The sequence below is a fragment of the Pseudomonas sp. E1BtOHC1 genome (genome assembly GCF_058744285.1).
Genome location: NZ_CP196023.1, coordinates 2498997 through 2522468, shown reverse-complemented (window position 1 = coordinate 2522468; position 23472 = coordinate 2498997). Strand labels below are relative to the sequence as shown.

18 protein-coding genes are annotated in these 23472 nt (G+C 62.1%); 1 reads left to right on the top strand and 17 read right to left on the bottom strand.

Annotated elements, in window-relative coordinates:
- Window positions 1-8: 8 nt before the first annotated feature.
- The 13 genes from ACSSVC_RS11585 to aceK all read right to left on the bottom strand — a co-directional run bounded on the left by ACSSVC_RS11585 (window position 9) and on the right by aceK (window position 18127).
- Window positions 9-998 (bottom strand): ornithine cyclodeaminase family protein, encoded by a 990-nt coding sequence (locus ACSSVC_RS11585; RefSeq protein ID WP_404938644.1) that lies wholly within the window; start codon window positions 996-998, stop codon window positions 9-11.
- The gene (locus tag ACSSVC_RS11580; RefSeq protein ID WP_402889127.1) at window positions 995-1522 is read right to left on the bottom strand and encodes a MaoC family dehydratase; all 528 of its coding nucleotides are present in this window, start codon (window positions 1520-1522) and stop codon (window positions 995-997) included. The genes ACSSVC_RS11585 and ACSSVC_RS11580 overlap by 4 nt, the downstream gene beginning before the upstream one ends.
- On the bottom strand, window positions 1519-2382 hold the full coding sequence (locus ACSSVC_RS11575) for an HpcH/HpaI aldolase/citrate lyase family protein (protein WP_446438906.1): 864 nt from the start codon (window positions 2380-2382) through the stop codon (window positions 1519-1521). Before ACSSVC_RS11575 ends, ACSSVC_RS11580 begins: the two co-directional genes overlap by 4 nt.
- 30 nt (window positions 2383-2412) lie before the next feature.
- A complete protein-coding gene (locus tag ACSSVC_RS11570; RefSeq protein ID WP_346634834.1) occupies window positions 2413-3636 on the bottom strand; it encodes an 8-amino-7-oxononanoate synthase family protein in 1224 nt (407 codons plus the stop codon).
- A gap of 34 nt (window positions 3637-3670) precedes the next feature.
- Window positions 3671-5827 (bottom strand): carbamoyltransferase C-terminal domain-containing protein, encoded by a 2157-nt coding sequence (locus ACSSVC_RS11565; protein ID WP_492612300.1) that lies wholly within the window; start codon window positions 5825-5827, stop codon window positions 3671-3673.
- A 41-nt stretch (window positions 5828-5868) separates the two neighbouring features.
- Window positions 5869-6726 carry an acetaldehyde dehydrogenase (acetylating) gene (locus tag ACSSVC_RS11560; RefSeq protein WP_446438907.1) on the bottom strand — a complete coding sequence of 286 codons (858 nt, stop codon included), beginning with the start codon at window positions 6724-6726 and terminating at the stop codon, window positions 5869-5871.
- A gap of 36 nt (window positions 6727-6762) precedes the next feature.
- Window positions 6763-7764: a 4-hydroxy-2-oxovalerate aldolase gene (dmpG, locus tag ACSSVC_RS11555; protein ID WP_404938642.1), complete on the bottom strand. Its 1002-nt coding sequence runs from the start codon at window positions 7762-7764 to the stop codon at window positions 6763-6765.
- Between the two features lie 662 nt (window positions 7765-8426).
- Window positions 8427-9761, bottom strand: coding sequence for an OprO/OprP family phosphate-selective porin (locus tag ACSSVC_RS11550; protein ID WP_346634838.1), 1335 nt, complete (start codon window positions 9759-9761; stop codon window positions 8427-8429).
- A gap of 294 nt (window positions 9762-10055) precedes the next feature.
- The gene (locus tag ACSSVC_RS11545; RefSeq protein ID WP_123726423.1) at window positions 10056-10289 is read right to left on the bottom strand and encodes an anti-sigma factor family protein; all 234 of its coding nucleotides are present in this window, start codon (window positions 10287-10289) and stop codon (window positions 10056-10058) included.
- Window positions 10283-10897 (bottom strand): RNA polymerase sigma factor, encoded by a 615-nt coding sequence (locus tag ACSSVC_RS11540; protein ID WP_346634839.1) that lies wholly within the window; start codon window positions 10895-10897, stop codon window positions 10283-10285. Before ACSSVC_RS11540 ends, ACSSVC_RS11545 begins: the two co-directional genes overlap by 7 nt.
- An 81-nt stretch (window positions 10898-10978) precedes the next feature.
- A complete protein-coding gene (locus ACSSVC_RS11535) occupies window positions 10979-12100 on the bottom strand; it encodes a beta-ketoacyl-ACP synthase III (protein WP_492612299.1) in 1122 nt (373 codons plus the stop codon).
- Between the two features lie 261 nt (window positions 12101-12361).
- On the bottom strand, window positions 12362-16273 hold the full coding sequence (gene hrpA / locus ACSSVC_RS11530; protein WP_492612298.1) for an ATP-dependent RNA helicase HrpA: 3912 nt from the start codon (window positions 16271-16273) through the stop codon (window positions 12362-12364).
- A gap of 132 nt (window positions 16274-16405) precedes the next feature.
- Complete coding sequence (aceK, locus tag ACSSVC_RS11525; RefSeq protein WP_346634842.1) at window positions 16406-18127, bottom strand: bifunctional isocitrate dehydrogenase kinase/phosphatase; 1722 nt, start codon at window positions 18125-18127, stop codon at window positions 16406-16408.
- A gap of 249 nt (window positions 18128-18376) precedes the next feature.
- Here aceK and ACSSVC_RS11520 point away from each other — a divergent pair, with 249 nt between their 5' ends.
- Entirely contained in the window at window positions 18377-19270 is an 894-nt protein-coding gene (locus ACSSVC_RS11520; RefSeq protein WP_346634843.1) for a DMT family transporter, read from the top strand.
- Between the two features lie 49 nt (window positions 19271-19319).
- On the opposite strand, the gene ACSSVC_RS11515 is transcribed toward ACSSVC_RS11520, so the two are convergent.
- The 4 genes from ACSSVC_RS11515 to cysK form a co-directional block, all read right to left on the bottom strand.
- Window positions 19320-19697, bottom strand: a complete 378-nt coding sequence (locus ACSSVC_RS11515) for a type 1 fimbrial protein (protein ID WP_346634844.1) — start codon at window positions 19695-19697, stop codon at window positions 19320-19322.
- A gap of 341 nt (window positions 19698-20038) precedes the next feature.
- A complete protein-coding gene (locus ACSSVC_RS11510; RefSeq protein ID WP_346634845.1) occupies window positions 20039-20902 on the bottom strand; it encodes a DMT family transporter in 864 nt (287 codons plus the stop codon).
- A gap of 351 nt (window positions 20903-21253) precedes the next feature.
- A complete protein-coding gene (locus tag ACSSVC_RS11505) occupies window positions 21254-22192 on the bottom strand; it encodes an aspartyl/asparaginyl beta-hydroxylase domain-containing protein (protein ID WP_346634846.1) in 939 nt (312 codons plus the stop codon).
- Between the two features lie 225 nt (window positions 22193-22417).
- Window positions 22418-23392: a cysteine synthase A gene (cysK, locus tag ACSSVC_RS11500; protein WP_221809074.1), complete on the bottom strand. Its 975-nt coding sequence runs from the start codon at window positions 23390-23392 to the stop codon at window positions 22418-22420.
- Window positions 23393-23472 lie beyond the last annotated feature (80 nt).

The following is a 23472-nucleotide window of genomic DNA, read 5'->3' as shown; positions in this document are numbered from 1 at the left end:
CTGTGGTTTCAGAGGCTGATGCGTGTGCCCAGCCCCTTGGTCCGTGCCGCGCGCAGCAAGGCTGCCGCCACCGCCACATCCTGGATCGCCGTGCCCACTGACTTGAACAGGCTGCTGCCGATGCGCCGAGGGTCGGCGGCCCCGCCCAGCAGGCTGGCGATTTCCTGCACATCGCCAGGCATCAGCACCCCCAGGCGCAGGCTTTGAATCAGCTCGCCGGCCTCACGCAGGGCAGCATCGCGCTCCTCGACATACACCGCTGCCTGTCCCAGCAACAGCGGATCGATCTCGCAGGCAATTTCATCGACCCCGCCGATGGCATTGATATGGGTCCCGGGGCGCACATCCGCGGCCCGCACCAAAGGCTCTGCGCTGGCCGTGGAGGTGGCGGTGCAGATCACGTCCGCCGTGCGCACCGCCTGGGCCACGCTGTCGGTCACCATGACCTGCGTGCACAGCCCGCGATCGCTGACCCAGGCCGCCAGGGCCCGGGCCTTGTCGAGGGACCTGGAATGCAGCAACAGCTGTTCGATGGGCCGCACCGCACAGACCGCCTCGATCTGGCTGCGGGCCTGGACCCCGGCGCCGATCACCGCCAGTACCCGGGATTCGGGCCGCGCCAGCAGGTCGGTGGCCAGCCCGGCCATGGCCCCGGTACGCAGGGCCGTCAGCTGGGCGCCTTCCATCAGCGCGAGGATTTCCCCGGTCTGGCTGCTGAGCAGGATCACCAGGGCATGGATCAGCGGCCGGCCGCTACCAGGGTTGTCCGGGGTGATGGTCGAGACCTTGACCGCCACGGCCTGGGCCAGTGGCAGGGCTGCCGGCATCACCAGCACTTGGTTGCTGTCGGCACTGGCGCCCAGGGTCATGATGGTTCGCGCCGGCACTTGCACGCCATCCGCCATGGCCGGTGCCAGGGCCTGGCGCAGGGCCTCGATGGCCTCGTGCATGGACAGTGCCCGGGCCATGGCCTGGCGATCGAGACTGAGAAAATTCATGGGGCCTCCTGTTCCACCGCAGGCAGCGCCAGAGGCTCGCGCCGCGGCACCAGGAATGAACGCTGGTAACTGAGCACCACGCTGCCATCGGCCTTGAAGCCTTCGGTCTCGATGGTGGCGATCCCCTGCCCCGGCCGTGAACGGCTGGGACGGATGGCCAGGACCTTCGACTTGGCGTAGAGGGTGTCGCCGATGAACACCGGGGCCGACAGCCGCACCTGATCCCAGCCCAGATTGGCCAGGGTGCGAAAGCTCATGGTCTGCACCGACATGCCATTGATGATGGCGAAGGTCACCACGCTGTTGACCAGGACCTTGCCGAACTCCGTGTCCTTGGCGTACTCCTGATCGAAGTGCAGAGGGTGATGGTTCATCGACAGCAGGGTCAGCCAGGTGTTGTCGGTTTCCAGCACGGTGCGCCCGGGCCAGTGACGAATCACGTCGCCGGGCTTGAAGTCCTCGAAGAACATCCCCGGCGACTCCAGGTACTCACCGTTGTCCAGCCGTTGCAGGGTCGAGATCATGGATGTGGCTCCTGGGTGAAATTGTTCAGCAGCTTGCGGGCCTTCTTGATGAATGGAGGACCGATCATGTCGCCATCCAGGGTGAAGATTTCGCCCTGGCTGTGCTCCGCCCGACGCAGGATCTCCCGGGCCCGTTCCAGCTCGCCGGGGCTGGGGCTGAACACCTCCATGACCGTGGCCAGCTGGCGTGGATGGACGATGGCCTTGCCATGGAATCCCAAGGCCTTGACCGCCCGGCTTTCCTGCAGCAACAGCTGCGGGTCGTCCAGGTGATAGCAGGCGGTGTCGATGGCGGCGATGTCGTAGCGCGCCGCCGCGTTGGCGATGCGCTGACGGGCGTAGAGCATGTTTTCCCAGCCGATTTCCACCCCCAGCTCGGCCGCAAAGTCCGCCGAGCCGAACACCAGCCCCGAGCACTGGCTGGCAATCCTGTCGATGGCGTCGATGGCCTCCAGGGTCTCCACGGTGACGTACAGCTGCACCGGGTGCTCCAGGCCGCTGAGCTGGGCACGAACGATCTCCAGTTCGCAGGCATCGCGGACCATGGTCAGCATCACGATGTCCGGCGCCACGCCATGGCGGATGAAGGCCTCAAGGTCCAGCAGGCCTTGGGGCGAGCGCAGTTCGTTGATCCGCACCGCCACCCGGGAAGCAGACGCCGGGGCCTTGAGCAGTTGCAGGCAATGCTCCCGGGCCTGGGCTTTCCTGGCCGGGGGCACCGAATCTTCCAGGTCGATCAGGCAGACATCGGCCCCCGCCTCCCGAGCACCCTGCAGCCGCTCGAGGTTGAAGGCCGGGGTGTAAAGGATTGAACGGGGCAACCGGGGAATGGGGGCAACCGAATAACCACGGGTTTGCATAACCGGACACTCGCAGCAATGGATGGGGGTTCAGGACTCGATGCAATCACGCAGCAGGCCGCACATGGACAGCACCTGCTCCTCACTGATGGTGGAGCGCAACATGACCCGCAGCCCGGCGTTGTCCTTGGCCACGATGGGGAAGAACACCGGCGACACATAGAAGCCGTTTTCGAACAGCAATCGGCCGCTACGGATCACCTTGTCGTTGGGCAACTGCACCAGGCGGATCGGAAAGGCATTGCCGGCCTGCTCGGTACGGATGAACTCGTCGAACAGCTGGATGTTGCGCGACAGGGCGTTCTGCCGCAGCGCCAGCTCGGGGCCGCGATGCAGCTCGGCGGATGCCAGGGAAGCGCCGATGGCCGCGGTGTTCATCGGCTGCGACCAGGCCATCGGCCCGCCGAAACGGGTCAGGATGTCCTCCACCTGCTTGCCCTTGGGACCGAACATGATGGCCGCGCCACTGGTGCCGAACGCCTTGTTCAGGGTGGCGACAATGATGGTGTTCTCATTGACCTGATCGATGTGTGAACGGACATAGCCCTCGCCGTGCCGACCGACGATGGACAGCGAGTGAGAGTCGTCGAGGTAGAGGAACAGGCCGTACTTTTCCTGCAGGGTCAGCAGGTCCCCAAGGGCTGCGTGGCCGCCCATGCTGTAGGTGCCGTCGGCGACGTAGGCGACCTTGCGGTATTTGCGGCACAGGTCTTCCAGGGCATTCATGTCGTTGTGGCCGATGGTGAACACTTCGGTCTCGTCGCCGCACACCGGCTTGTACAGGCTCATGGAAAAGTGCGCGAACTTGTCAAAAGCCATCACCGGGCGCACGCCCTGGGTCAGGTGCCCGGACGCCAGCAATGGGAGAATGCCCGCCGTGGCCGCGCCTGCGGAAATGGCGGTGATGACCTTGGCCTCGAACAGCTGCGAGAGCGACGCCTCCAGCTCCAGCAGCGCCGGAATCTGGATGCGGATCCGGGAAATGCAGTGGTCCAGCACACCGTAGCGATGCAAGGCGTCAATCGCACCCTGGACAATGCTCGGATGGGAATCCAGGTCCAGATAGGAACAGCAACTGACGTTGATGAATCGATGGCCATCGGCCGTTTCCAGGCTGCCGTCCCCCACCAGATTGGCGACGATGCCCGCCAGGCCGTTGCGTTCGGATTCGTCCCAGAACTGGTTGCCGTAATCGAAAGCCTTGAGGTTGTTACGGTACTTGTTGGTGGCCTGAGGTTGAGTGTTGTCGGTCATGATGCTCTCCGGAATTCGAGTAAGTAGGGGCCTGTCAGGTAGGCATGACGTCGAGGGCCTGGGCTTCGAACACCGCCAGCCGCCGCTTGAAATCGCTGTCGGTTTTCCACACTGCGAAGATGTCGCCACTGGCGCCGACCATGATCAGTGCGTCCATGCCCTTGGCCCGTTTGAGGGTCTGCAGGGCATGAGCCGGGGTCTGGGCGATCGGGCTGCCGACGTTCAGCGAAGTGTTCACCGAGGCCTCGACTCCGCACTGTTTCCCCATCTGCTTGAGGTAGGCGTGGATCAGCGGGTTGAGGGACTGGCGCACGATCTGCAGGCGACTGGTGCCGTCCACATGGACCACCGCCGGAACCCGGCTGCGGGCCTCGGGGCGCGCCCGGGCGGTGAGCACCATGTAGTTGTAGGCCGAGTAATCGTCGGTCTTGGCCCCTTCATCGAGCTCGAACAGCCGGTGGGCTTCTTCCAGGGTGACCATGGGCGCCAACGGCCGGATCTTCTCCCGGAACTTCACTTTCGAGTTGAGCAGTTCCAGGGTGTTGGGATTGCACGGGTTGGCCAGGATGCTGCGATTGCCCAAGGCCCGCGGACCGGTTTCCGCCGGCCCCTGGAACACCCCGATCACCGCGTTATTGCACACCAGGCTGGCCATGAAGCGCGCCACCTCGGCCAGGGAATCCGCCTGGTTCAGGGAGCCGATCTTGCGGGCCTCGACCCCCTGCTCCTCGACCACCGCGCGCTGGATCTGCGCAGTGGACGGTGCCAGGCCACACAGGTACGGGCTGGCGAAATCGTTGCGCGCCGCGGCGCCATTGCGCATGGCGAACTGTAGCGCCGCGCCCAGGGCCACACCGCAGTCGCTGGGGATCGGTGGCACCCAGATCTTCAGGCACTGGTCCTGACCCAGGTAGCGCTTGAAGTAGTCCCGATCGAAGTGCTGGACCAGGTGCATGTTGGCAATGCAATTGAGCGCCGTGCCGCCGGTGAGCACCAGCTTGTGGGCGCCGGTCTTGCGGATCAGGTGGTCGACGATATGGAACAGCGCGTCCTCGAACACCAGTTGCAGGGCCTGGGCCTTGTCGACCCGATCCTGGGTGATGTCCGAATGCTCGATGTCATCGACGCTGAGCACGCTGTCCGGGTTCCACATGTCCCCCGGAGCGATGGGCGCGCCGAGGATGTCGATCAACGGCTGGCCATAGGGTTCGGTGTGGCTCTTGATGTGCCAGTTGACCATGGTCCGGTTGACGTGGATGTTGCCTTCCTCGGCGAAATACAGGATCTGCCGCAGGCGCTTGTAATAGGGATTGGTCAGGCGGCTGGCATTGCCCCAGGCGGCGGCCCCCATGTAGCGCCCTTCGGAGCTGAGGAAACTCCAGCCGCCCTGGGTCGAGCTGATATAGCCATACAGGTAGCCCAGGGAGTCGATGGTGCTCTGATTCTGCCGGTGGCAGATGACCTGGCCGTCGCGGACTTCGTACAGCGAAATGGCGCCGTTGTCGCCGGTGCCGTCGAGCACCGTGAGAATCACCGGCTCAGGCTCCCGGGCGAACGGCGACAAGGCGTAGGCCAGGTAGGCGTGGTTGTTGTGGTGATGCATGCCGATCAGCGGCTGGGTGGTCTCCAGGCCCAGGCTGTGGGAGATCCGCTTGGGCGCTCCCAGGCCCTTGACCAAGTGGCTGAGGTTGAAGTTCGGGTCGTGCCGCGGGTTGAGCAGGGTCAGGCTGCTGGGGGCATGCTCGAAGATGATTTTCAGGTCAAAGCCCAGGGCGCGGATGTAGTCCCAACTGCCAAGAATGCAGAAGATGTCCTGCGCGCTGATCTTGCGGTTGGCCATGATCAGGCGGATCTCCGCCAGGCTGTGTTCGGGAAACTTGTTGGAGTGCTTTTCCGCGCTGAAGCGCTCCTCCTCGTTGTTGGCGATGATGTTGATGCCATCCTTGGCACTGACCTTGATCAGGGCCACGCCGGTGTTGTGCCCAAAGGGGCCGACCCCCAGCAGGTACAGGCTCTCGCCCTGGGCCAGACGCCGGGCGAACTCCGCTCCGCGCTCCTGGGCGAAGGCGCTTTCACCGCTGTAGAAATGCTGACGTCGGCCCAACTTCTCGTAGACGAAGTCGGTCACGCGCTTGACCCACTCGGGCAGTCGCTTGAGCTTCGGCCCGTAGGTTCCATATACCGTGGTCATGTCGACACTCTCCTGAGATAAACCTCGAACCCGTCCTGGGTTCAGTTCCGGTAACGATCTTCGGCGGCCCGGACTGCCGCACTGGTGATGATGTCCAGATTGCCCGCATAGGCCGGCAAGTAATCCCCTGCCCCCCTGGCCCGGACCATGGTCACCACTTTGCCGTCGATCAGGCTGGGCTCCATGATCAGCGAGTAGCCGGGCATGTACTGGCGCACCTGATCGAGCATCACGCGGGCACTGTGCCGCAGCTCGGACATGTCCGGCTTGTCTATCAGGGCGAAGATCGTGGTCTGCATGTCCACCGGCGGATCGGCCGGGTTGATGTTGAGGATCGACTTGACGCTCGGGGCGCCGGAAAAATGCTTGAGGGCCTTCTCCGTGGTGCACAGGTACTCGTTCACATTCAGCCGGGTTGCGGCGCCGGCACTGCGGGCGGAAATCGACGACACCGCCTCCACGTAGTTCAGGTGCTGCCCGGTGCGCCGCAGCGCGTGCACGATCGGCAGGGAGGCCTGGCCACCGCAGGTGACCATGTTGAGGTTCTCCACATCCCGCAGTGTGTTCGAATTGATCGTCGGCACACACCAGACGCCGGTATCCGCCGGGGTCAGGTTGATCAGCAACTTGCCTTGCCCCTCCAACACTTGGGCATGTTGCAGATGGGCCTGGGCACTGCTGGCATCGAACACCACATCAACTTCATCCAGATGTTCAACTAACTTATCAATACCGCGATGATCGCAACGCACTCCCAGTTTCGCCGCATACTCCAGCCCCGCCGAGTGTTCATTGCGCCCTATAAAATAATCACATTGCAAATAAGGGCTGCGCATGACCTTCAATAAAAGATCACAGCCAATATTACCGCTGCCTAATATCGCGACTCTAAGTACCATAAAGCGCTCTCCTTGCTTATGGGAAGTCAGTTGAATTCACAGCGCCTTGGCCAGATTCATCGCAACTTCAATAATCAGGTCTTCCTGACCTGCCACTACTCTTCTTTTCCCCAGCACGCGATATATATCCACCGCTTCGACACCATGTTGTTGTGCCGCCTTCAACACCGGTTTTTCAAAGCCCGAGAACACCCCGTACAAACCGCTGACAATGTTCATGGCGCTGATATGGGGCTGAGCGTTCTTGATCCGGTCGGTGGTCTGCTCCGAGGCAGCGATCATGGCAAAGGCCCGGGCCTCGTCCAGCAGACCGAGCTTCATCAGCGCCGCGCCCAATACTTCCAGGGGGGTATTGCCGGCACCGGCGCCGAGGCCATTGATGGTGCCGTCGAGCAACCGCGCACCGGCCCTGGCAGCGCTCAGGCTGTTGGCCACCGCCAGCCCCAGGTTGTTATGCCCGTGAAAACCGATGGGCACCGGCAACTCCTGGGCCAGCAGCGAGACCTTTTCAAAGGCGTCCTGCTCCATGTAGGCCCCGGCGGAATCCATCAGCACAATGGCGTCGGCACCATAGCCGACCTGCAGTCGAGCCTGTTCCAGCAGGGTCCGGGCACTGGCCATGTGGGTCATCATCAGCACGCCCTGGGCCTCGGCGCCCCGTGACTTGACGAATTCGATGTAGCGCGCGGTGGTATCGGCTTCGGTGCAATGACAGGCGATGCGCAGCACATCCACACCCTGCTCGATGGCCATGTGCAGATGATCGAGCTTGGCGAACCCGGGAATCGCATGAATCCCCAGGCGGGTCTGCTGCAAGGCTTCCCGGGCGGTGCTCAACATCGCCTCATCACTGTGGGGAGCCAGCCCCAACTGCAGGGAGGAAGCCCCCAGGCCGTTGCCATGGCCGACCTCCACGCAATAGAGCCCGCAGGCATCCACGGCGCGGCAATAGGCACTGATGTCCTCCAGACCAAGGCGGTGCCCGAGCGCGTGATTACCGTCCCGCAGTGTCGGGTCGTAAAGTTCAACTTTCGTCATGTCAGCAATCCCTTGCGACCCCCGGTACAGGGGTACTTAATTACTCTGCCCTGCCCTTCACTTCCTTGAAGGGTTTATCGGGCCCGGGCATGAGCAAACAAATCAGCCCCGGCCACCAGCGTATTAACAATCCGGTTAAAACTCTAACTTCCCTGGCAACAAGCAGCCTGACCAGTTCTACAAAACTCCGTGTAGAACACTATCTGCCCGGCAACTTTTTCAACATTTTACCTGCGATCTTTTTTGATACTTCCATAGCCTTTCAGAGGCTGTCAACCGCACTAGTTTCGCTCTAAGAAACCGTAATATTTTTTAAGAAAGAAAATCACTCAAGAAAAAAAACCGTCTCGACGCCCTCGCTTTATCCACCATTCCCCCGCATCGACTGGCCCATGAGCACCTTTGCCAACAGCTGCGGCGAGGGCAATTTACGGCGAATTTCAACAGCGAAAAAAATCTCGACGGGAACTATCCAGACATTATTTGTTTTTTAAATTTGACGCCTGCCAAGGGGGTAACTAGCGTCCTTCGGTCGCTGTCACCTTCACTGCAAAAACAGCGTATTGCCGTGCTCAGGCATAAAAAAACCCCGCCGTAGCGGGGTCAAAACGAGAGGAGCTATAACGGATGAGAAAGAGCTCTACCTGGATGTTGCAACAGCCTTAGAACACGTACTGCACTCGAGCCACCAGGGCATCACCGCTGTCATCGCCAACGTTGTTGGTGATCTTGTCGGTGCTGACCTTGATGTAGTTGGCGGAAATCTTGATCGCCTCGTTGGCGTACCAGTTGACCCCGATGGTGTTCATGTTGGCCTTGGCATCACCGACTTCACGGGTAGCGGTGGCGGCGACGATGTTCTTGTCATCGACCTTGATGTTGTCGTAGCGGTAGAACACTTCCCAGGCACCGTACTGCTTGTTCTCGGGCTTGATGGTGTCGAACTTGGCGCCGTCGAGTTTGTAGACCCGGGATTCGCCGGTCAGGGTGTAGGCCAGTTGGCCGTAGAAACCGCTGGCCTTGACGTCCTTGTAAGCGTTGCTGTCGGCTTTGAGCTTGCGAGTCAGGTATTCCGCCTGGGCCGAGAACGGGCCGCTGGCGAAGGCGAACTCACCGCCGAACACTCGGTCATTGTCATAAGCACCTGCTGCCGTCAGGTTCGAGGCGTTCAGGCCGGCGCCGCCGCCAAAGGTGGCACGGTTGCCGTTGGTGCCGGCATCGTTGCCGCCGTTGGTGGCGATGCCACGCACGCCCAGGCGAGGACGAATCCGCGAGTCGAAGGCGGTGTCACTGAGGTCGCGGCTGGCGAAGTCCAGGCCGAAGTGCAGGACGTTGCCGGTTTCATGCAGCGGGGCAAACACGGCACGGGCGTTGAACTGCTTGACGCTGTCGCCATCGCTGTCGTTGATGTCCTTGGCCGAGACGCTGCCGGACAGGTAAGCCATGTCGGCCACCACCGAGCTGACCTGCAGCCCCATGCCGTTCTCGTGGGAGTTGATCCAGTCGGCCAGCTCGTAGGCGGCGTTACGCTCCATGGAGGTGACCCACTTGGAGCTGGTGGCCTTCTCCAGACCGAAGTCGGCATCGAAACGACCGGCACGAATGGTCACCGGCTTGAAGCCCACATAGGAGATGGACGCCTCGTCGAAGTAACCGTCATCGGCGGTGCCCGAGTTGTGGGAGAAGTCGTAGTTGATCTGGTATTTCCAATCCTTGTAGGCGGTGCCGCCCAATTCCAGATAGGCGCGGCGGAAGTAGGCGCCGTCGCCGGTGTCACCATTCTTGGTGTAGAACCCGTCGAAACGGCCATAGTCGGCTTGCAGACGACCGCCCAGCTTGAAGCTGAATGCGGAGTCGGTGGTAGCAACCTCAAGGCCGCCCTTGGTTTTGACTACGATATCGGCGCCGTCGGTGGTGACGGTGCCAGCGAAAGCCTGGGCGGTTACTGCCAGGGCCAGGGCGCTGGCGGCAAAACCGGCGAAGTGCTTACGGATCATCGAAGAGTTCCCCTAATTGGTGGTCTGTAGCGTTGGAAAACACGCGGGGTTGGCCCGCTGGTGTTGGGTGGGAATCTTGGCGATGGGTTATTTCAGCCGGGTTGCTGATAGATAAAGATTTAATTACAGGGGAACTTTTTTACTTCGAAATGAAATAAGACGAGAAGCCCGTGCTAGAGCGCTTTCGTGAGGATTTGCGGGGGGATGGGGGGACATTGCAGCACTGTCACCTTCGATCGGATGACAGATTGATGGCAGATGCGGATGCACAGCGGCATCCGCATGGAGGGAAGGTCAGAGGTCGCGCTTGTTCTCGGCAGCCAGGCGTTCGGCCAGTTCGTCCAGGCCTTCCAGAGGCGGCTCGGGAAGCACCCGCAACGTGGCCTGGAGCAGGCGCATCTGACGAATGAAACGCCGGCAATTGGGGCAGAACAGCAGATGATGGCGAACCATCAGGCGCTCGCGAAAACTCAGCTGGCCATCCAGGTAGTCGCTGGAACGTGCCACTTGTTCCTTACAGGTCAGCATTGGCCGGTTTCCTCAAAATGCTCCACGGTGGCGAAGACTTTCAAGCGCGCCCGGTGCAACAGCACCCGGACATTGGAGAGCGTAAGCCCGAGAAGATTACAGATCTCTTCCAGCTCCAGGCCCTGGCGCTCGCGCAGCAGCAGGACACTGCTTTGCAGTTCCGACAGGCTGAGCAGCGTGTGCTCCAGGCACTCGCGCAACTCGGATTCGGTCAGCAGGGCTTCGGGGGTGTCTTCGTGCCAGGCAAAAGGCGCCACCAGCCAGTGACCGTCGGAAGAGGAGAAGCGCTCGTCGCCCACGGTGCCGTGAGGGGCAGGCAAGTCATCCATCAGCACTTCCCGACGATTCTGTTTGTAACGGCCCTTGGCGGCGTTGGCGGTGATGGTCAGCAGCCAGGTCTTGAGGCTGGAACGCCCCTGGAACCCTGACAAGTTGCGCACCACCGACAGCCAGGCGTCCTGCACCACTTCATCGGCGTGGCGGTTGCCGACAATGGCATATGCCACGGCGCGCATGGCGCTCTGGTAAGTGCTCACCAGTTCCTTGTAAGCCTTTTGTTCGCCCGCCAAAAGGCGTTCTAGCAGTTGCGTGTCATCAGCAGCGGCCATTCATGCCTCGTTCATCATGCGGGTTTGAATGGGGTGTGACGCGCCAACCAGACCTCGCGCCACACCTCGACTCAGCCTAGATCAACGCTTGCGCAGCAGTACGCTACCGATGGAATAACCCGCGCCGAAGGAACTGAGCACGGCCAGGGAGCCGCTGGCCAGATCATCCTGGTACTTGTGGAAGGCAATCACCGAGCCCGCCGAACTGGTGTTGGCGTAAGTGTCGAGAATCACCGGCGCCTCTTCCACCGTGGCTTCGCGGCCCAGGAGTTTCTTGACGATCAGGTGGTTCATGCTGAGGTTGGCCTGGTGCAGCCAGAAGCGCTTCACGTCGCCAACATTGAGCTGGTTTTCTTCCAGGTGGGCCGCGATCAGTTCGGCGACCATCGGGCATACGTCACGGAATACCTTGCGGCCTTCCTGGACGAACAGCTTGTCCCGGGCACCCACGCCCTCTTCCGCCGCGCGGTTGAGGAAACCGAAGTTGTTGCGGATGTTGTTGGAGAACTGGGTCAGCAGCTTGGTGCTGACGATCTCGAACTGGTGCTCGGAGGTAGCCAGGTCAGCCCGCTCGACGATCACCGCGGTGGCGGCGTCGCCGAAGATGAAGTGGCTGTCGCGGTCACGGAAGTTCAGGTGCCCGGTGCAGACTTCCGGGTTGACCATCAGGATCGCCCGGGCCTGACCCAGTTGCACACTGTTGCAGGCGGCCTGAATGCCGAAGGTCGCCGAAGAACAGGCCACGTTCATGTCAAAACCGAAGCCCTGGATGCCCAGGGCAGCCTGGACTTCAATGGCGATGGCCGGATAGGCACGCTGCAGGTTGGAACAGGCAACGATTACCCCGTCGATGTCGGCGGCGGTCTTGCCGGCTCGTTGCAGGGCCTGTTCGGCGGCGGCGACCGCCATCTGGCAGAGCACCGACCACTCGTCGTTGGAGCGTTCCGGCAGGCGCGGGGCCATGCGTTGCGGGTCGAGAATGCCGTCCTTGTCCATGACGAAGCGGCTTTTGATCCCCGAGGCTTTTTCGATGAAAGCGGCGTTGGATTCCGTCAGGGCCTGCACTTCACCGCGCTCGATGGCGGCAGCGTTGTCGCTATTGAACTGGTGGACGTAGGCATTGAAAGACTCCACCAGCTCTTCGTTGGAAATGCTGTTGGCCGGGGTAAACAGGCCGGTGCCGCTGATGACGACGTTATGCACGGTCGTTCCTCTAGTGTGATGAGGCAAAAGGTCTTGGCACCGTCGTGCCAAACCGTAAAGGGACGGCCCCCGGCGGGGAGCAGTCCCTGGCATCGCTTTATTCCGATCCGCCCGGGCTGCCTGTGGTGCAGATAACCGGGGCCGGCATTTATGACGGCGGAGTTTGCCATAACCTCCGATATTTCGCCGCAACTGCAAGATCGGCGGGACCGCCCTCCCTACCGGGGCGTCCTGCGGCAGCTACTACGAGGGGGCATTGGGTCAGACGTCTACCTGGCTCCATTGCTTGCTCAGGCGCTTGTCGGAAATCGGCACCTTGGTCCCCAGTTGCTGGGCAAACAGGGACACCCGGTATTCCTCCAGCCACCAGCGATACAGTTCCAGTTGCGGGTCGCGCTTGCCTTCCTGGGCATGCTTCTGGGCCCGGGTCTGGTACTGGCTCCAGAGGCCGGCCAGTTCGCTGCTCCAGACTCGATCCTTCTGCACCTGACTGCCGAGCTTCTCGAAGCGCAGCTCCACCGCCTTGAGGTAGCGCGGCACTTCCTTGAGCCACAAGGCCGGGGTTTCCCGTACGAAGCCGGGGTACACCAGATGCGCCAGCTGGGACTTGATGTCGTTGAGGGCCACGGCCTGGGCCAGGTCGATCTTGCCCTTGAAGCGTTTTTGCAGACCGTGCCAGAGCTTGAGGATCTCCAGGGTCAGGCGCGCCAGGCGCTCGGCATGCTCGGTCCAGGCGCCGCGCTTGCGCTCGGCCAGGGACGCCAGGCCCGCGCCATCCCGAGGCAGCGTGGCTTCGCCGTCGAGGATGCAGCTGTCGAGGCTGGCCAGGAGGATGTCTTCCACCAGCGCATCGATCCGGCCCAGCTCGCGGTACAGCAGGCCCAGCTCGGTGAGCCCCGGCAGCTTGCCGCGCAGGAACTTGGCCGGCTCCGCCAGTTGTTGCAAGAGCAGGCGCTGCAAGGCCCGGCGGTGCTGGAACTCAGCCTCGGCGGCGGTGGAGAAGCGCCCTTCCTTGACGGTCCCGGCCTCCTCGACCAGCGCCGGATACACCGTCATCGACAGCCCGGCGATCTTCTGCTGGGTCTTTTCTGCGACCGCGGCGAACACCTTGGCTTCCACCGGCTGCTGGCCCTTGGCGGTCTGCGGCACCGCCAGGGCAGCCTGGCTGGCTTCGGCGAACCGCGCCGTCAGCTCGGCCAGGTCCCGGCCTTCGCCGAGGAACTTGCCCTGGGCATCAACGATTTCCAGGTTCATCCGCAGGTGGCTTTCCACCTGTTGCTCAGCTTCGCTCCAAGCCTCGTCGCTGACTCGGGCACCAGTCATGCACAGCAGTTCGCGGCCCAGGGCCTGGGGCAGCGAGCCCTCGGCGAAGACCATGCGCTGCAGGGCCGCCTTGACGAAGTCCGGCACCGGCACGAAGTTCTTGCGCAGGGCCTTGGGCAGGTTGCGCACCAGGGCGATGCACTTGGCCTCGATCAGCCCCGGCACCAGCCACTCCAGGCGTTCGGCGGGCAGCGCCGGCAGCAAGGGCGCCGGCACCCGCAGGGTCACGCCGTCCCGGGGGTGGTTGGGCTCGAAGTGATAACTCAGGGCCAGCTCCAGGTCGCCGATATGCAGGGTGTCCGGATACTGCTTGGCGGTGACTTCACTGGCCTCGCGGGCCAGCACGTCTTCCTCGCGCATGATCAGCAGTTGCGGGTTCTTCTGGCTGTGGACCCGGTACCAGCTGTCGAAGGTCGCGGTCTGGTGAATCTCCGCCGGCAAGCGCTCGTCGTAGAAGGCGAACAGGGTTTCCTCGTCCGCGAGGATGTCCCGGCGCCGGGCCTTGGCTTCGAGAGCGTCGAGCTGTTCCAGCAACTGGGTGTTGGCGCTCAGGCACTTGGCCTTGGACTGGATCTCGCCGCGCACCAGGGCTTCGCGGATAAACAACTCGCGGGACACCACCGGGTCCACCGGACCGTAATGCACCGGCCGGCGACCGACCACGATCAGCCCGAACAGGGTGATCTGCTCGTAGGCCACCACCTGGCCACGCTTCTTCTCCCAATGGGGCTCGAAGTGGTTCTTCTTCACCAGATGGCCGGCCAGGGGCTCGATCCAGTCCGGCTCGATCTTGGCCACCATGCGCGCATAGAGCTTGGTGGTTTCCACCAGCTCGGCGGTCATCAGCCATTGCGGGCGTTTCTTGCCCAGGCCCGAGGACGGGTGAATCCAGAAGCGCCGCTGACGGGCGCCGAGGTAGTCGCCGTCTTCGGTCTTCTGGCCGATCTGGCTCAGCAAACCCACCAGCACCGCCTTGTGCAGTTTCGGGTAGTCCGCCGGTTCCTTGTTCAGGCTCAGTTGCAGGTCACGACAGATCAGGCTCAGTTGCCGGTGCGAGTCGCGCCACTCCCGCAGGCGCAGGTAATTCAGGAAGTTCTTGCGGCACCAGTTGCGCAGCGGGCTGGCGGTCAGGGCCTGGCGTTGCTCTTCAAAGCCGCGCCACAGATTGACCAGCCCGGCGAAGTCCGAGTCCACGTCCTTCCACTGTGCGTGAGCCTGGTCGGCGGCTTGCTGGCGCTCCGGCGGACGCTCGCGGGGGTCCTGGATCGACATCGCACTGGCAACGATCAGCACTTCCTGGAGGCTGCCGAGCTTGGCCGCTTCCAGCAGCATGCGGCCCATGCGCGGGTCCACCGGCAGGCGCGCCAGCTGCCGGCCCAGCGGCGTCAACTGGCTGTTGCGGTCCACTGCCGAGAGCTCTTGCAACAGGTTGAAACCGTCGCTGATGGCCTTGCCATCCGGCGGTTCGATAAACGGAAACGCGGTGATTTCACCCAAGCGCAGATGCAGCATCTGCAGGATCACCGCCGCCAGGTTGGTGCGCAGGATCTCCGGATCGGTGAACTCCGGCCGACCGAGGAAATCCTCCTCGCTGTACAGGCGCACGCAGATCCCCGGCTCGACCCGGCCGCAACGGCCTTTACGCTGGTTGGCACTGGCCTGGGACACCGCCTCGATGGGCAGGCGCTGGACCTTGGCCCGGTAGCTGTAGCGACTGATGCGTGCAGTACCGCTGTCGATCACATAACGAATGCCCGGCACGGTCAGCGAGGTTTCGGCAACGTTGGTCGCCAGCACCACCCGGCGACCGGGGTGAGACTGGAAGATCCGCTGCTGCTCCGCCGGCGACAGGCGCGCGTACAGCGGCAGGATCTCGGTGTGCTTGAGCTGGGCCTTGCGCAGCATTTCCGCGGCATCGCGAATTTCCCGCTCCCCCGGCAGGAACACCAGCACGTCTCCAGGGCTGCGACGTTCGCTGCGCTCATAGGCAGCGATCTCATCCAGGGTGGCAAGGATCGCCTGATCCACGGTCAGGTCGTCCTCGACCCGGTTGCCCTCCTCGTCCTGCTCCAGGGTCAGGGGGCGATACCAGGTGTCCACCGGGAAGGTGCGGCCGGAGACTTCGACGATGGGGGCATCATCGAAATGCTTGGAGAAGCGCTCCAGGTCGATGGTGGCCGAGGTGATGATGACCTTGAGATCCGGGCGCCGTGGCAACAGGGTCTTGAGGTAGCCGAGGAGGAAGTCGATGTTCAGACTGCGCTCGTGGGCCTCGTCGACGATGATGGTGTCGTAGCGTTCCAGGTAGCGGTCGTTCTGGGTTTCCGCCAGCAGGATGCCGTCGGTCATCAGCTTGATCAGGGTGCTGGAATCGCTCTGGTCCTCGAAGCGCACCTGATAGCCCACCAGCGAACCCAGGGGCGTGGCCAGTTCTTCGGCGACCCGGCTGGCGACGCTGCGGGCGGCAATCCGCCGGGGCTGGGTATGGCCGATCAGCCCCTGCTGGCCACGGCCGATTTCCAGGCAGATCTTCGGCAACTGAGTGGTTTTGCCCGAGCCGGTCTCACCGGCAATGATCAGCACCTGATGCTTGAGCAGCGCCTCCTTGATCTCGTCGCGCTTGGCGGCAATCGGCAGGCTGTCGTCATAGCGAATCGGCGGCACGCTGTCGCGCCGCGCCGTCACCAGGTTGCAGGACGCCTGCATCCGCTCCAGCCATTGGGCGAGCTTGGCCTCGTCGGGCTTCTTGCGCAGTTCGAGCAGCTGCCGGCGCAACCGGTGGCGGTCGGCGAGCATGGCTTGATCGAGGTTTTTCAACAGTTGGTCGATTGCAGGCGATTCGGAAGTCATCAGGTACGCAAAATGTCGTCTATTTAGGCAGGCCGCGATTGTCGCAGAAAAGTCCAGGCAATACGTAGGAGCCGGCTTGCCGACGAAAGGGCCGGTGAGGACGCCTTCGCCGGTGAGCCGGCTCCTACACGTCTATTCGTCTTCCAGGCCTTTGCGCCGGTAAGGGAAGACATCGATGATCTTGCCGGCGCGGATGGCGTCCTGCAGGCCCTTCCAGTAGTCGGCGTTGTACAGCTCGCCGTGCAGTTGGTCGAACAGCTTGCGCTGGCTGGCATCGGCGAACAGGAACGGCGGGAACTCCTCGGGGAACACGTCGTGGGGGCCGATAGAATACCAGGGCTCGGAAGCCATCTCGTCTTCCGGCGTACGTGGCGCCGGAATGTGACGGAAGTTGGCTTCGGTGAGGTAGCAGATCTCGTCGTAGTCGTAGAACACCACCCGACCGTGACGGGTCACGCCGAAGTTTTTCAGCAGCATGTCGCCGGGGAAGATGTTGGCGGCCGCCAGTTGCTTGATCGCCAGGCCGTAATCCTCCAGGGCCTCGCGTACCTGATCCGGGTTGGCGTGCTCCAGGTAGAGGTTGAGCGGGGTCATGCGGCGCTCGGTCCAGCAGTGGCGGATCAGCACCGTCTGCTCTTCCACGGCCACAGTGGACGGCGCCACTTCCAGCAGTTCCTCAAGGCAGGCCGGGTCGAACTTGCTCAGGGGAAAACGGAAGTCGGCAAACTCCTGGGTATCGGCCATGCGCCCGACCCGGTCGACGCTTTTCACCAGGCGATATTTTTCGATCACCGTGGCCCGGTCGACGTTCTTCGACGGCGAGAAACGGTCCTTGATGATCTTGAACACGGTGTTGAAGCCCGGCAGGGTGAACACGCTCATGACCATCCCGCGCACACCGGGGGCCATGATGAAGCGGTCGTCGGTGTTGGCCAGGTGGTTGATCAGCGCCCGGTAGAACTCCGACTTGCCGTGCTTGTAGAACCCGATGGAGGTGTACAGCTCGGCGATGTGCTTGCCCGGCAGGATGCGCTTGAGGAAGCCGATGAACTCCGCCGGCACCGGCACATCCACCATGAAATACGAGCGGGTGAAGGAGAAGATGATCGAGACATCGGCTTCGTCGGTGATCAGTGCATCGATCTGGATGCCCCGGCCTTCACGATGCAGCAGCGGGATCACCAGCGGCCACTGTTCTTCGTGGGTGAAGATGCGCCCCACCAGGTAGGCGCCCTTGTTGCGATAAAGCACCGAGGAAAACAGCTCCAGGGTCAACTCCGGGTCCTTGCACACCCAGTCCGGCAGGTTCTCCCGCAGTTGCGCCTCCAGGCGCCGCAGGTCGCCCGGCAGGTCGGCATAGCCCTCGCTGAAGCGGTAGTCGGCGAATACCTGTTCGAGCATGTTGGCCAGTTCGCCCGCTGGCTTGTAGCTGCGTGTCTGCGCGGCCCGGGCCCGGCGCAGGCTGGGCCGGGTGGTGTGAATGAACATGCAGCCGTCGCTGATCAGGTCATGGCTGAACAGCCCGCAAAAGATCGAGTTGTACCAGGTCTCGGACAGCTCATCGTCGAAGCGCAGGTCGATCAGGCTGATGTAGGCGCTTTTCACCAGTGGCCACTGGCTGACATCCATCAGCGAATCGTCACTGAAGGCCTGGTGCAGCCGGGCTACGGTCTCCCCGACCTTTTCCTCATAGAGGTTGATCCGCGCCGCCGAGGCCTTTTGCGCTTCCTGCCACTGCGCCTGCTCGAAGCGTTGCCGGGCACCATCGGTAATCTGGCGAAAGTGCTCGCGGTAGTCGTCGAAGCCATCGAGGATCATTCGAGCGATATCGGCGGCTGGCCATGGCTGCGGCATAAGTAGACCTCTGCGGGAATTTACGATGCCAGAGCTTAGCCAGTGAAACGGCTTGAGGAGAAGCGTATTTTTGTGATCAAGCGTACGCCGGAAAATGACCCGGCAGTCGCCCTGCTCCCCAAGCTTGGGTGGCGGATCATTGATCGCAACAAACGGAGTGTCGGGCTTCGTCGCCCTGTGCGCCAATAAGGTTTGCCATGCCCGCCAGTGCTGGGCAAGATCCCCGCCTTCAAACCGAAGGATCCTTCCGTGAGACTTGTCGATCTCCTGCGTCTGTTGTCGCTGGCCGCCATCTGGGGCGCGAGCTTTTTATTCATGCGCATCATCGCCCCGGTGCTGGGCAGCGTACCCACGGCGTTCTTCCGGGTGTCGATTGCCGCTGCCGGCTTGCTGGTGATGCTGGCACTGATGCGGATCGATTGGGATTTTCGCGGCAAGTTCAAGACCGTACTGCTGCTCGGGGTGATCAACTCGGGGATTCCGGCAACGATGTACTCAGTGGCGGCCCTGGTGCTGCCGGCGGGCTATTCGGCGATCTTCAATGCCACCACGCCGTTGATGGGGGTGTTGATCGGCGGCTTGTTTTTTCACGAGCGCCTGAGCTTGAGCAAGATGGCCGGGGTCTGCCTGGGCTTGTTCGGCGTGGGCGTTCTCACCCGCGCCGGCCCCGTGGCCTTCGACCATGAACTGCTGCTGGGCGCCCTGTCCTGCCTGATGGCCACCACCTGCTACGGCTTCGCCGGCTTCCTTGCGCGGCGCTGGCTGGATCAGGCCGGCGGCCTGGACAGTCGCCTCTCGGCACTGGGCAGCATGCTCGGTGCCACCCTGCTGCTGTTGCCCCTGTTCGTCTACAACGCCATCAGCCAGCCGCCGGCCAGTTGGGGTGGCTGGAGCGTGTGGCTGTCGCTGCTGGGCTTGGGCCTGGGCTGCACGGCGTTTGCCTATGTGCTGTATTTCCGTCTGCTCAGCGCCATCGGACCGGTGCGGTCAATGACCGTGACCTTCATGATTCCGCCGTTCGGCGTGTTATGGGGGGCCATGCTGCTGGATGAGCCATTGTCCATGGCTCATCTGTATGGCGGCGCGCTGATTGCCGCCGCCCTGTGGCTGGTGCTGCGGCCGGCGGTGAAAACGCCGGTTTGAAGCCGGTGTCTCGACCTGGATGAACCCGGCATGAACACCGCCAGAGGTCTTATGGAACGTTCAGGGTAATCAGGTAAGTGCCGGAGGTTACGGCCTTCCCGGCCTGGTCGACAAAGGCATAGTGCTGGTCGTAATAGCGTCCCTGGGAACCGCTGTCGGTCAGGAGCTTGAGCTTGACGGCGGAATGATCCAGAGCGCTGACGCTGGCCACTGCTCCCACACGTGCTACGTCGATCGCGGCGCCGCGGGAGCCTTGAGGACACTGGCGCAGGCTAAGCCCGGTACTGGCGGCGCTGGAGGTGCAATTGCTCTCAACGATACTGCCGGTAAAACGGATGATCCCCTGTGCGATTGGAGCAGCAGCAAAGCAGCTGCTCGATAGTCCCAAAAGCAAGCCGAAAGCGGTGGAAGCGAACGCTGCGTTCATACTGACTCTCCTTTGTATAAGGAATATGTCGTCAGTCTAGGTACCGGCTTTAATTTTTAAGGTTTATCTGATGGACTAATTTGGAATACACCAAAGAAAGTCCAAACATCTGGTTATCAAAAGAACCTTGAAAGCTCGTTCAGCACACTTCGAATCACCTTCAAGGGATTGAAAACGAGCTTTTTTTCACCGGTCAGAGACCTTCATCAACATAATGGCACATGGCCAGCAGTTGGCGCTATGGTTGTTTGCTCATGCTGCCGATGAATCCAGTCACCGACCGGGCATTGCACCCGGCCGGCGTAGTCGGCAGTCGTCGGGGAGACAACTGCCTGGGTGGATCAAGCGCTCTTACGGAACACAAATACCAGCCCGACAATGATCAGTCCCATGCCGATCAGACTCAGCAATGCCAGACGGTTGCCGAAAAAGACATAGTCCATCAGCGCCGTCACCGCCGGCACCAGATAGAACAGACTGGTGACATTCACCAGATTGCCCTGGGCGATCAGCCGATACAGCAGCAGCGTGGCCAGCACCGACACCACCAGCCCCATCCACAGCACGGAAACCAGCAGTCCGGCGCTGTACTCGAAGTGAAACGGCTGGAACGGCACGAACAAGGAACACAGCAACAGCCCCGCCAAGTACTGCACTGGCAGTGTGCCCAGAGGGTTGTCGGTGATGCGTTTCTGCATGATCGAGCCAGCGGTCATGCTCACCAGCGCCAGCAGGCCGCAGAGCATCCCGGAGATGGAGATCCCCGCCAGACCGATGCCCTGGTAGACCACCATGATCAACCCCGCCAGCCCCAGGCTCAGGCCGAACAGGCGACGCCAGGAACGCTGGCGCTCCATCAGCACCACGGTGAGGATCGGCTGCACCCCCATGATGGTGGCCATGACGCCGGGTGTGACCTTCAGGTCCAGGGCCAGGATGTAGAAGATCTGATAAGCACCCAGCAGCACCAGGCCTGTAGCCACGGCAAATCCCATGGCCCGACGCCCCCGGGGCAGGTGGAGCTTGAGCAGGGGCATCAGCAGCACCAGGCCCATCAGGGCGATGATGAAGCGCAGCAGCAGGAAGGCAAAGGGCGAAGCCTGGGTGAGGCCCCATTTGGAGAAGATGGCGCCACTGCTCCAGAGCAGGACGAACAGGCTCGTGGAAGCCGCCGCAAGCGCGGACTTTTTGGAAATGAGCAACATGAAAACCACCTGTAATCAGGCAAGAAGCCAATTCAGCCAAGGCTGAAGTTCAGTAGTGTTTGGTTCAGGCGGGCACAGGGAACAGCAGCGATTGCTGATCAGCCCGAAAAGCCAACGCCCGGCGGTGATACGACTGCGTACACCGGCGTGCTACTGACAGGTGGGGGGTACTGACCGATCTGCACAGGCTGCTGATTCCCACACGGCACGACGCCAGCGTTGACCGCTGAAAGCACTACCGCGTTGAGGGGGGAAAAGGCCATGTGCTGATCTTTCTTGAAGGGAAAAACCATGAGTCGGCTGACTCATCGAGCGCCGAATATAACCAGCGCCCGATATTCATTGCAAGATTTATCCGAACAGCCACTTCCACAAGACCACCAGCACCACCACCGCCAGCACCGGGCGCAGGATGCGGTAGAGCTTGGGATTGCGACGCTTCCACTGCTTGACCACACCACTGAAGCTGTCGCTGAAACGCTTGCTCCAGGCATAGGCCTGGTTGATCCCACCGACGCGCTCGTCGTCGAGGTTCTGCGGCGCAGTAGCACGACCCAACTGGGCGCTGACCCAGCGATTGATACGGGTCATCAGGCGGCTGCTCAGCGGACGCTCGATGTCGCAGAACAGGATGACCCGGGTGACGTCGGTTTCGTTCTTTACCCAGTGCACGTAGGTCTCGTCGAACATCACGTCTTCACCGTCACGCCAGGCGTATTCCTCGCCATCGACAAAGATCCGGCAAGCGTCGGAGTTGGGGGTCGACAGCCCCAGGTGATAACGCAGGGAGCCGGCAAAGGGGTCGCGGTGCGGGTTCAGGTGGCTGCCACCGGGCAGCAGGGCGAACATCGCGCCCTTGACGTTGGGAATGGCGCTCACCAGCTCCACGGTCTTCGGGCACAGGGCCTCGGCCGAGGGCAGTGGCTTGTCGTACCACTTGAGGTAGAAACGCTTCCAGCCCTTCTTGAAGAACGAGCCGAAGCCGGCGTCGTTGTTCTTCTCGGCAGCGCGGATGTAACCCTCGTCGAACAGGTGCATGGCCTCTTCGCGGATCACTTCCCAGTTGTCCCGCAGGATATCCAGCTCGGGGAACTTGCTGCGGTCCAGGTAGGGCTTGGAGGGCACCCCGGAGAACAGGTACATCAATGCGTTATAAGGGGCGAACAGCGCCGAATGGTTGACGAACTGGCGCAGTACCGGCAGACGCGCCTTGCCGCGCAGGTGCACGTAGAGAATGCTGCCGACGAACAACGACAACACCGCGACCTTGGCGGTAAAGGAAAAGCTCATGCAACGACTCCTAGGAAATAGGTACCTGTAGGGGAATGTTCACCCGACCTGGCAGCCGGCAATGATAAACACTCCTGGGCCCTGGAAAAACCCGCACAACCCAACATTCAGCGTTAACGGTTATGCAACAAAGGCGTTAAGTAGCATAAGCAGCCAGGCCCTGGCCTGATATGGGTCAGCATTCGCCGGCAAGCCGGCTCCTACGGGCGAATGCCTGACCCGCGCTTACTGTTGGTTTTCCTGCTCGGTGAACAGATCGCTGAAGAGCATGCTCGACAGGTAGCGTTCCCCGGAATCGGGCAGGATCACCACGATGGTCTTGCCCTGCATTTCCGGGGTTTCCGCCAGGCGCACCGCCACCGCCATTGCCGCTCCGCAGGAGATGCCGCAGAGGATGCCCTCTTCCTGCATCAACCGCAGGGCCATGGCCTTGGATTCCTCATCGGTCACCAACTCGACCCGGTCGACCATTTCCAGGTCCAGGTTCTTCGGCACGAAACCGGCGCCGATACCCTGGATCTTGTGGGGGCTGGGCTTGATTTCTTCACCGGCCAGTTTCTGGCTGATCACCGGCGAAGTGGCCGGCTCCACCGCCACCGAGAGAATCGGCTTGCCCTGAGTCTTCTTGATGTAGCGCGACACGCCGCTGATGGTGCCACCTGTACCGACCCCGGCCACCAGCACGTCCACGGCGCCGTCGGTGTCGTTCCAGATTTCCGGACCGGTGGTTTTCTCGTGGATCGCCGGGTTGGCCGGGTTATCGAACTGCTGTGGCATGAAGTACTTGGACGGATCGCTGGCGAGAATTTCCGCGGCCTTTTCAATCGCCCCTTTCATGCCCTTGGCCGGCTCGGTGAGCACCAGTTCGGCGCCCAGGGCCTTGAGCACCTTGCGCCGCTCGATGCTCATGGACGCCGGCATGGTCAGCATCAGTTTGTAGCCACGGGCGGCCGCGACGAAGGCCAGGCCAATCCCGGTATTGCCCGAGGTGGGCTCGACGATGGTCATGCCCGGCTTGAGCTTGCCGCTGCTTTCCGCGTCCCAGATCATGTTGGCGCCGATCCGGCATTTCACCGAGTAGCCCGGGTTACGCCCTTCGATCTTGGCCAGGATGGTCACGCCACGAGGGGCGATGCGGTTGATCTGCACCAAGGGCGTGTTGCCGATGGAATGGGCGTTGTCAGCAAAAATTCGGCTCATGGCTGGGTCCTTATGCAGCAGTGAAGAAGTCCTCAAGGGTATGCCTGGTGCCCTTGAGCGTCCAGTCGCGCCGAACGACT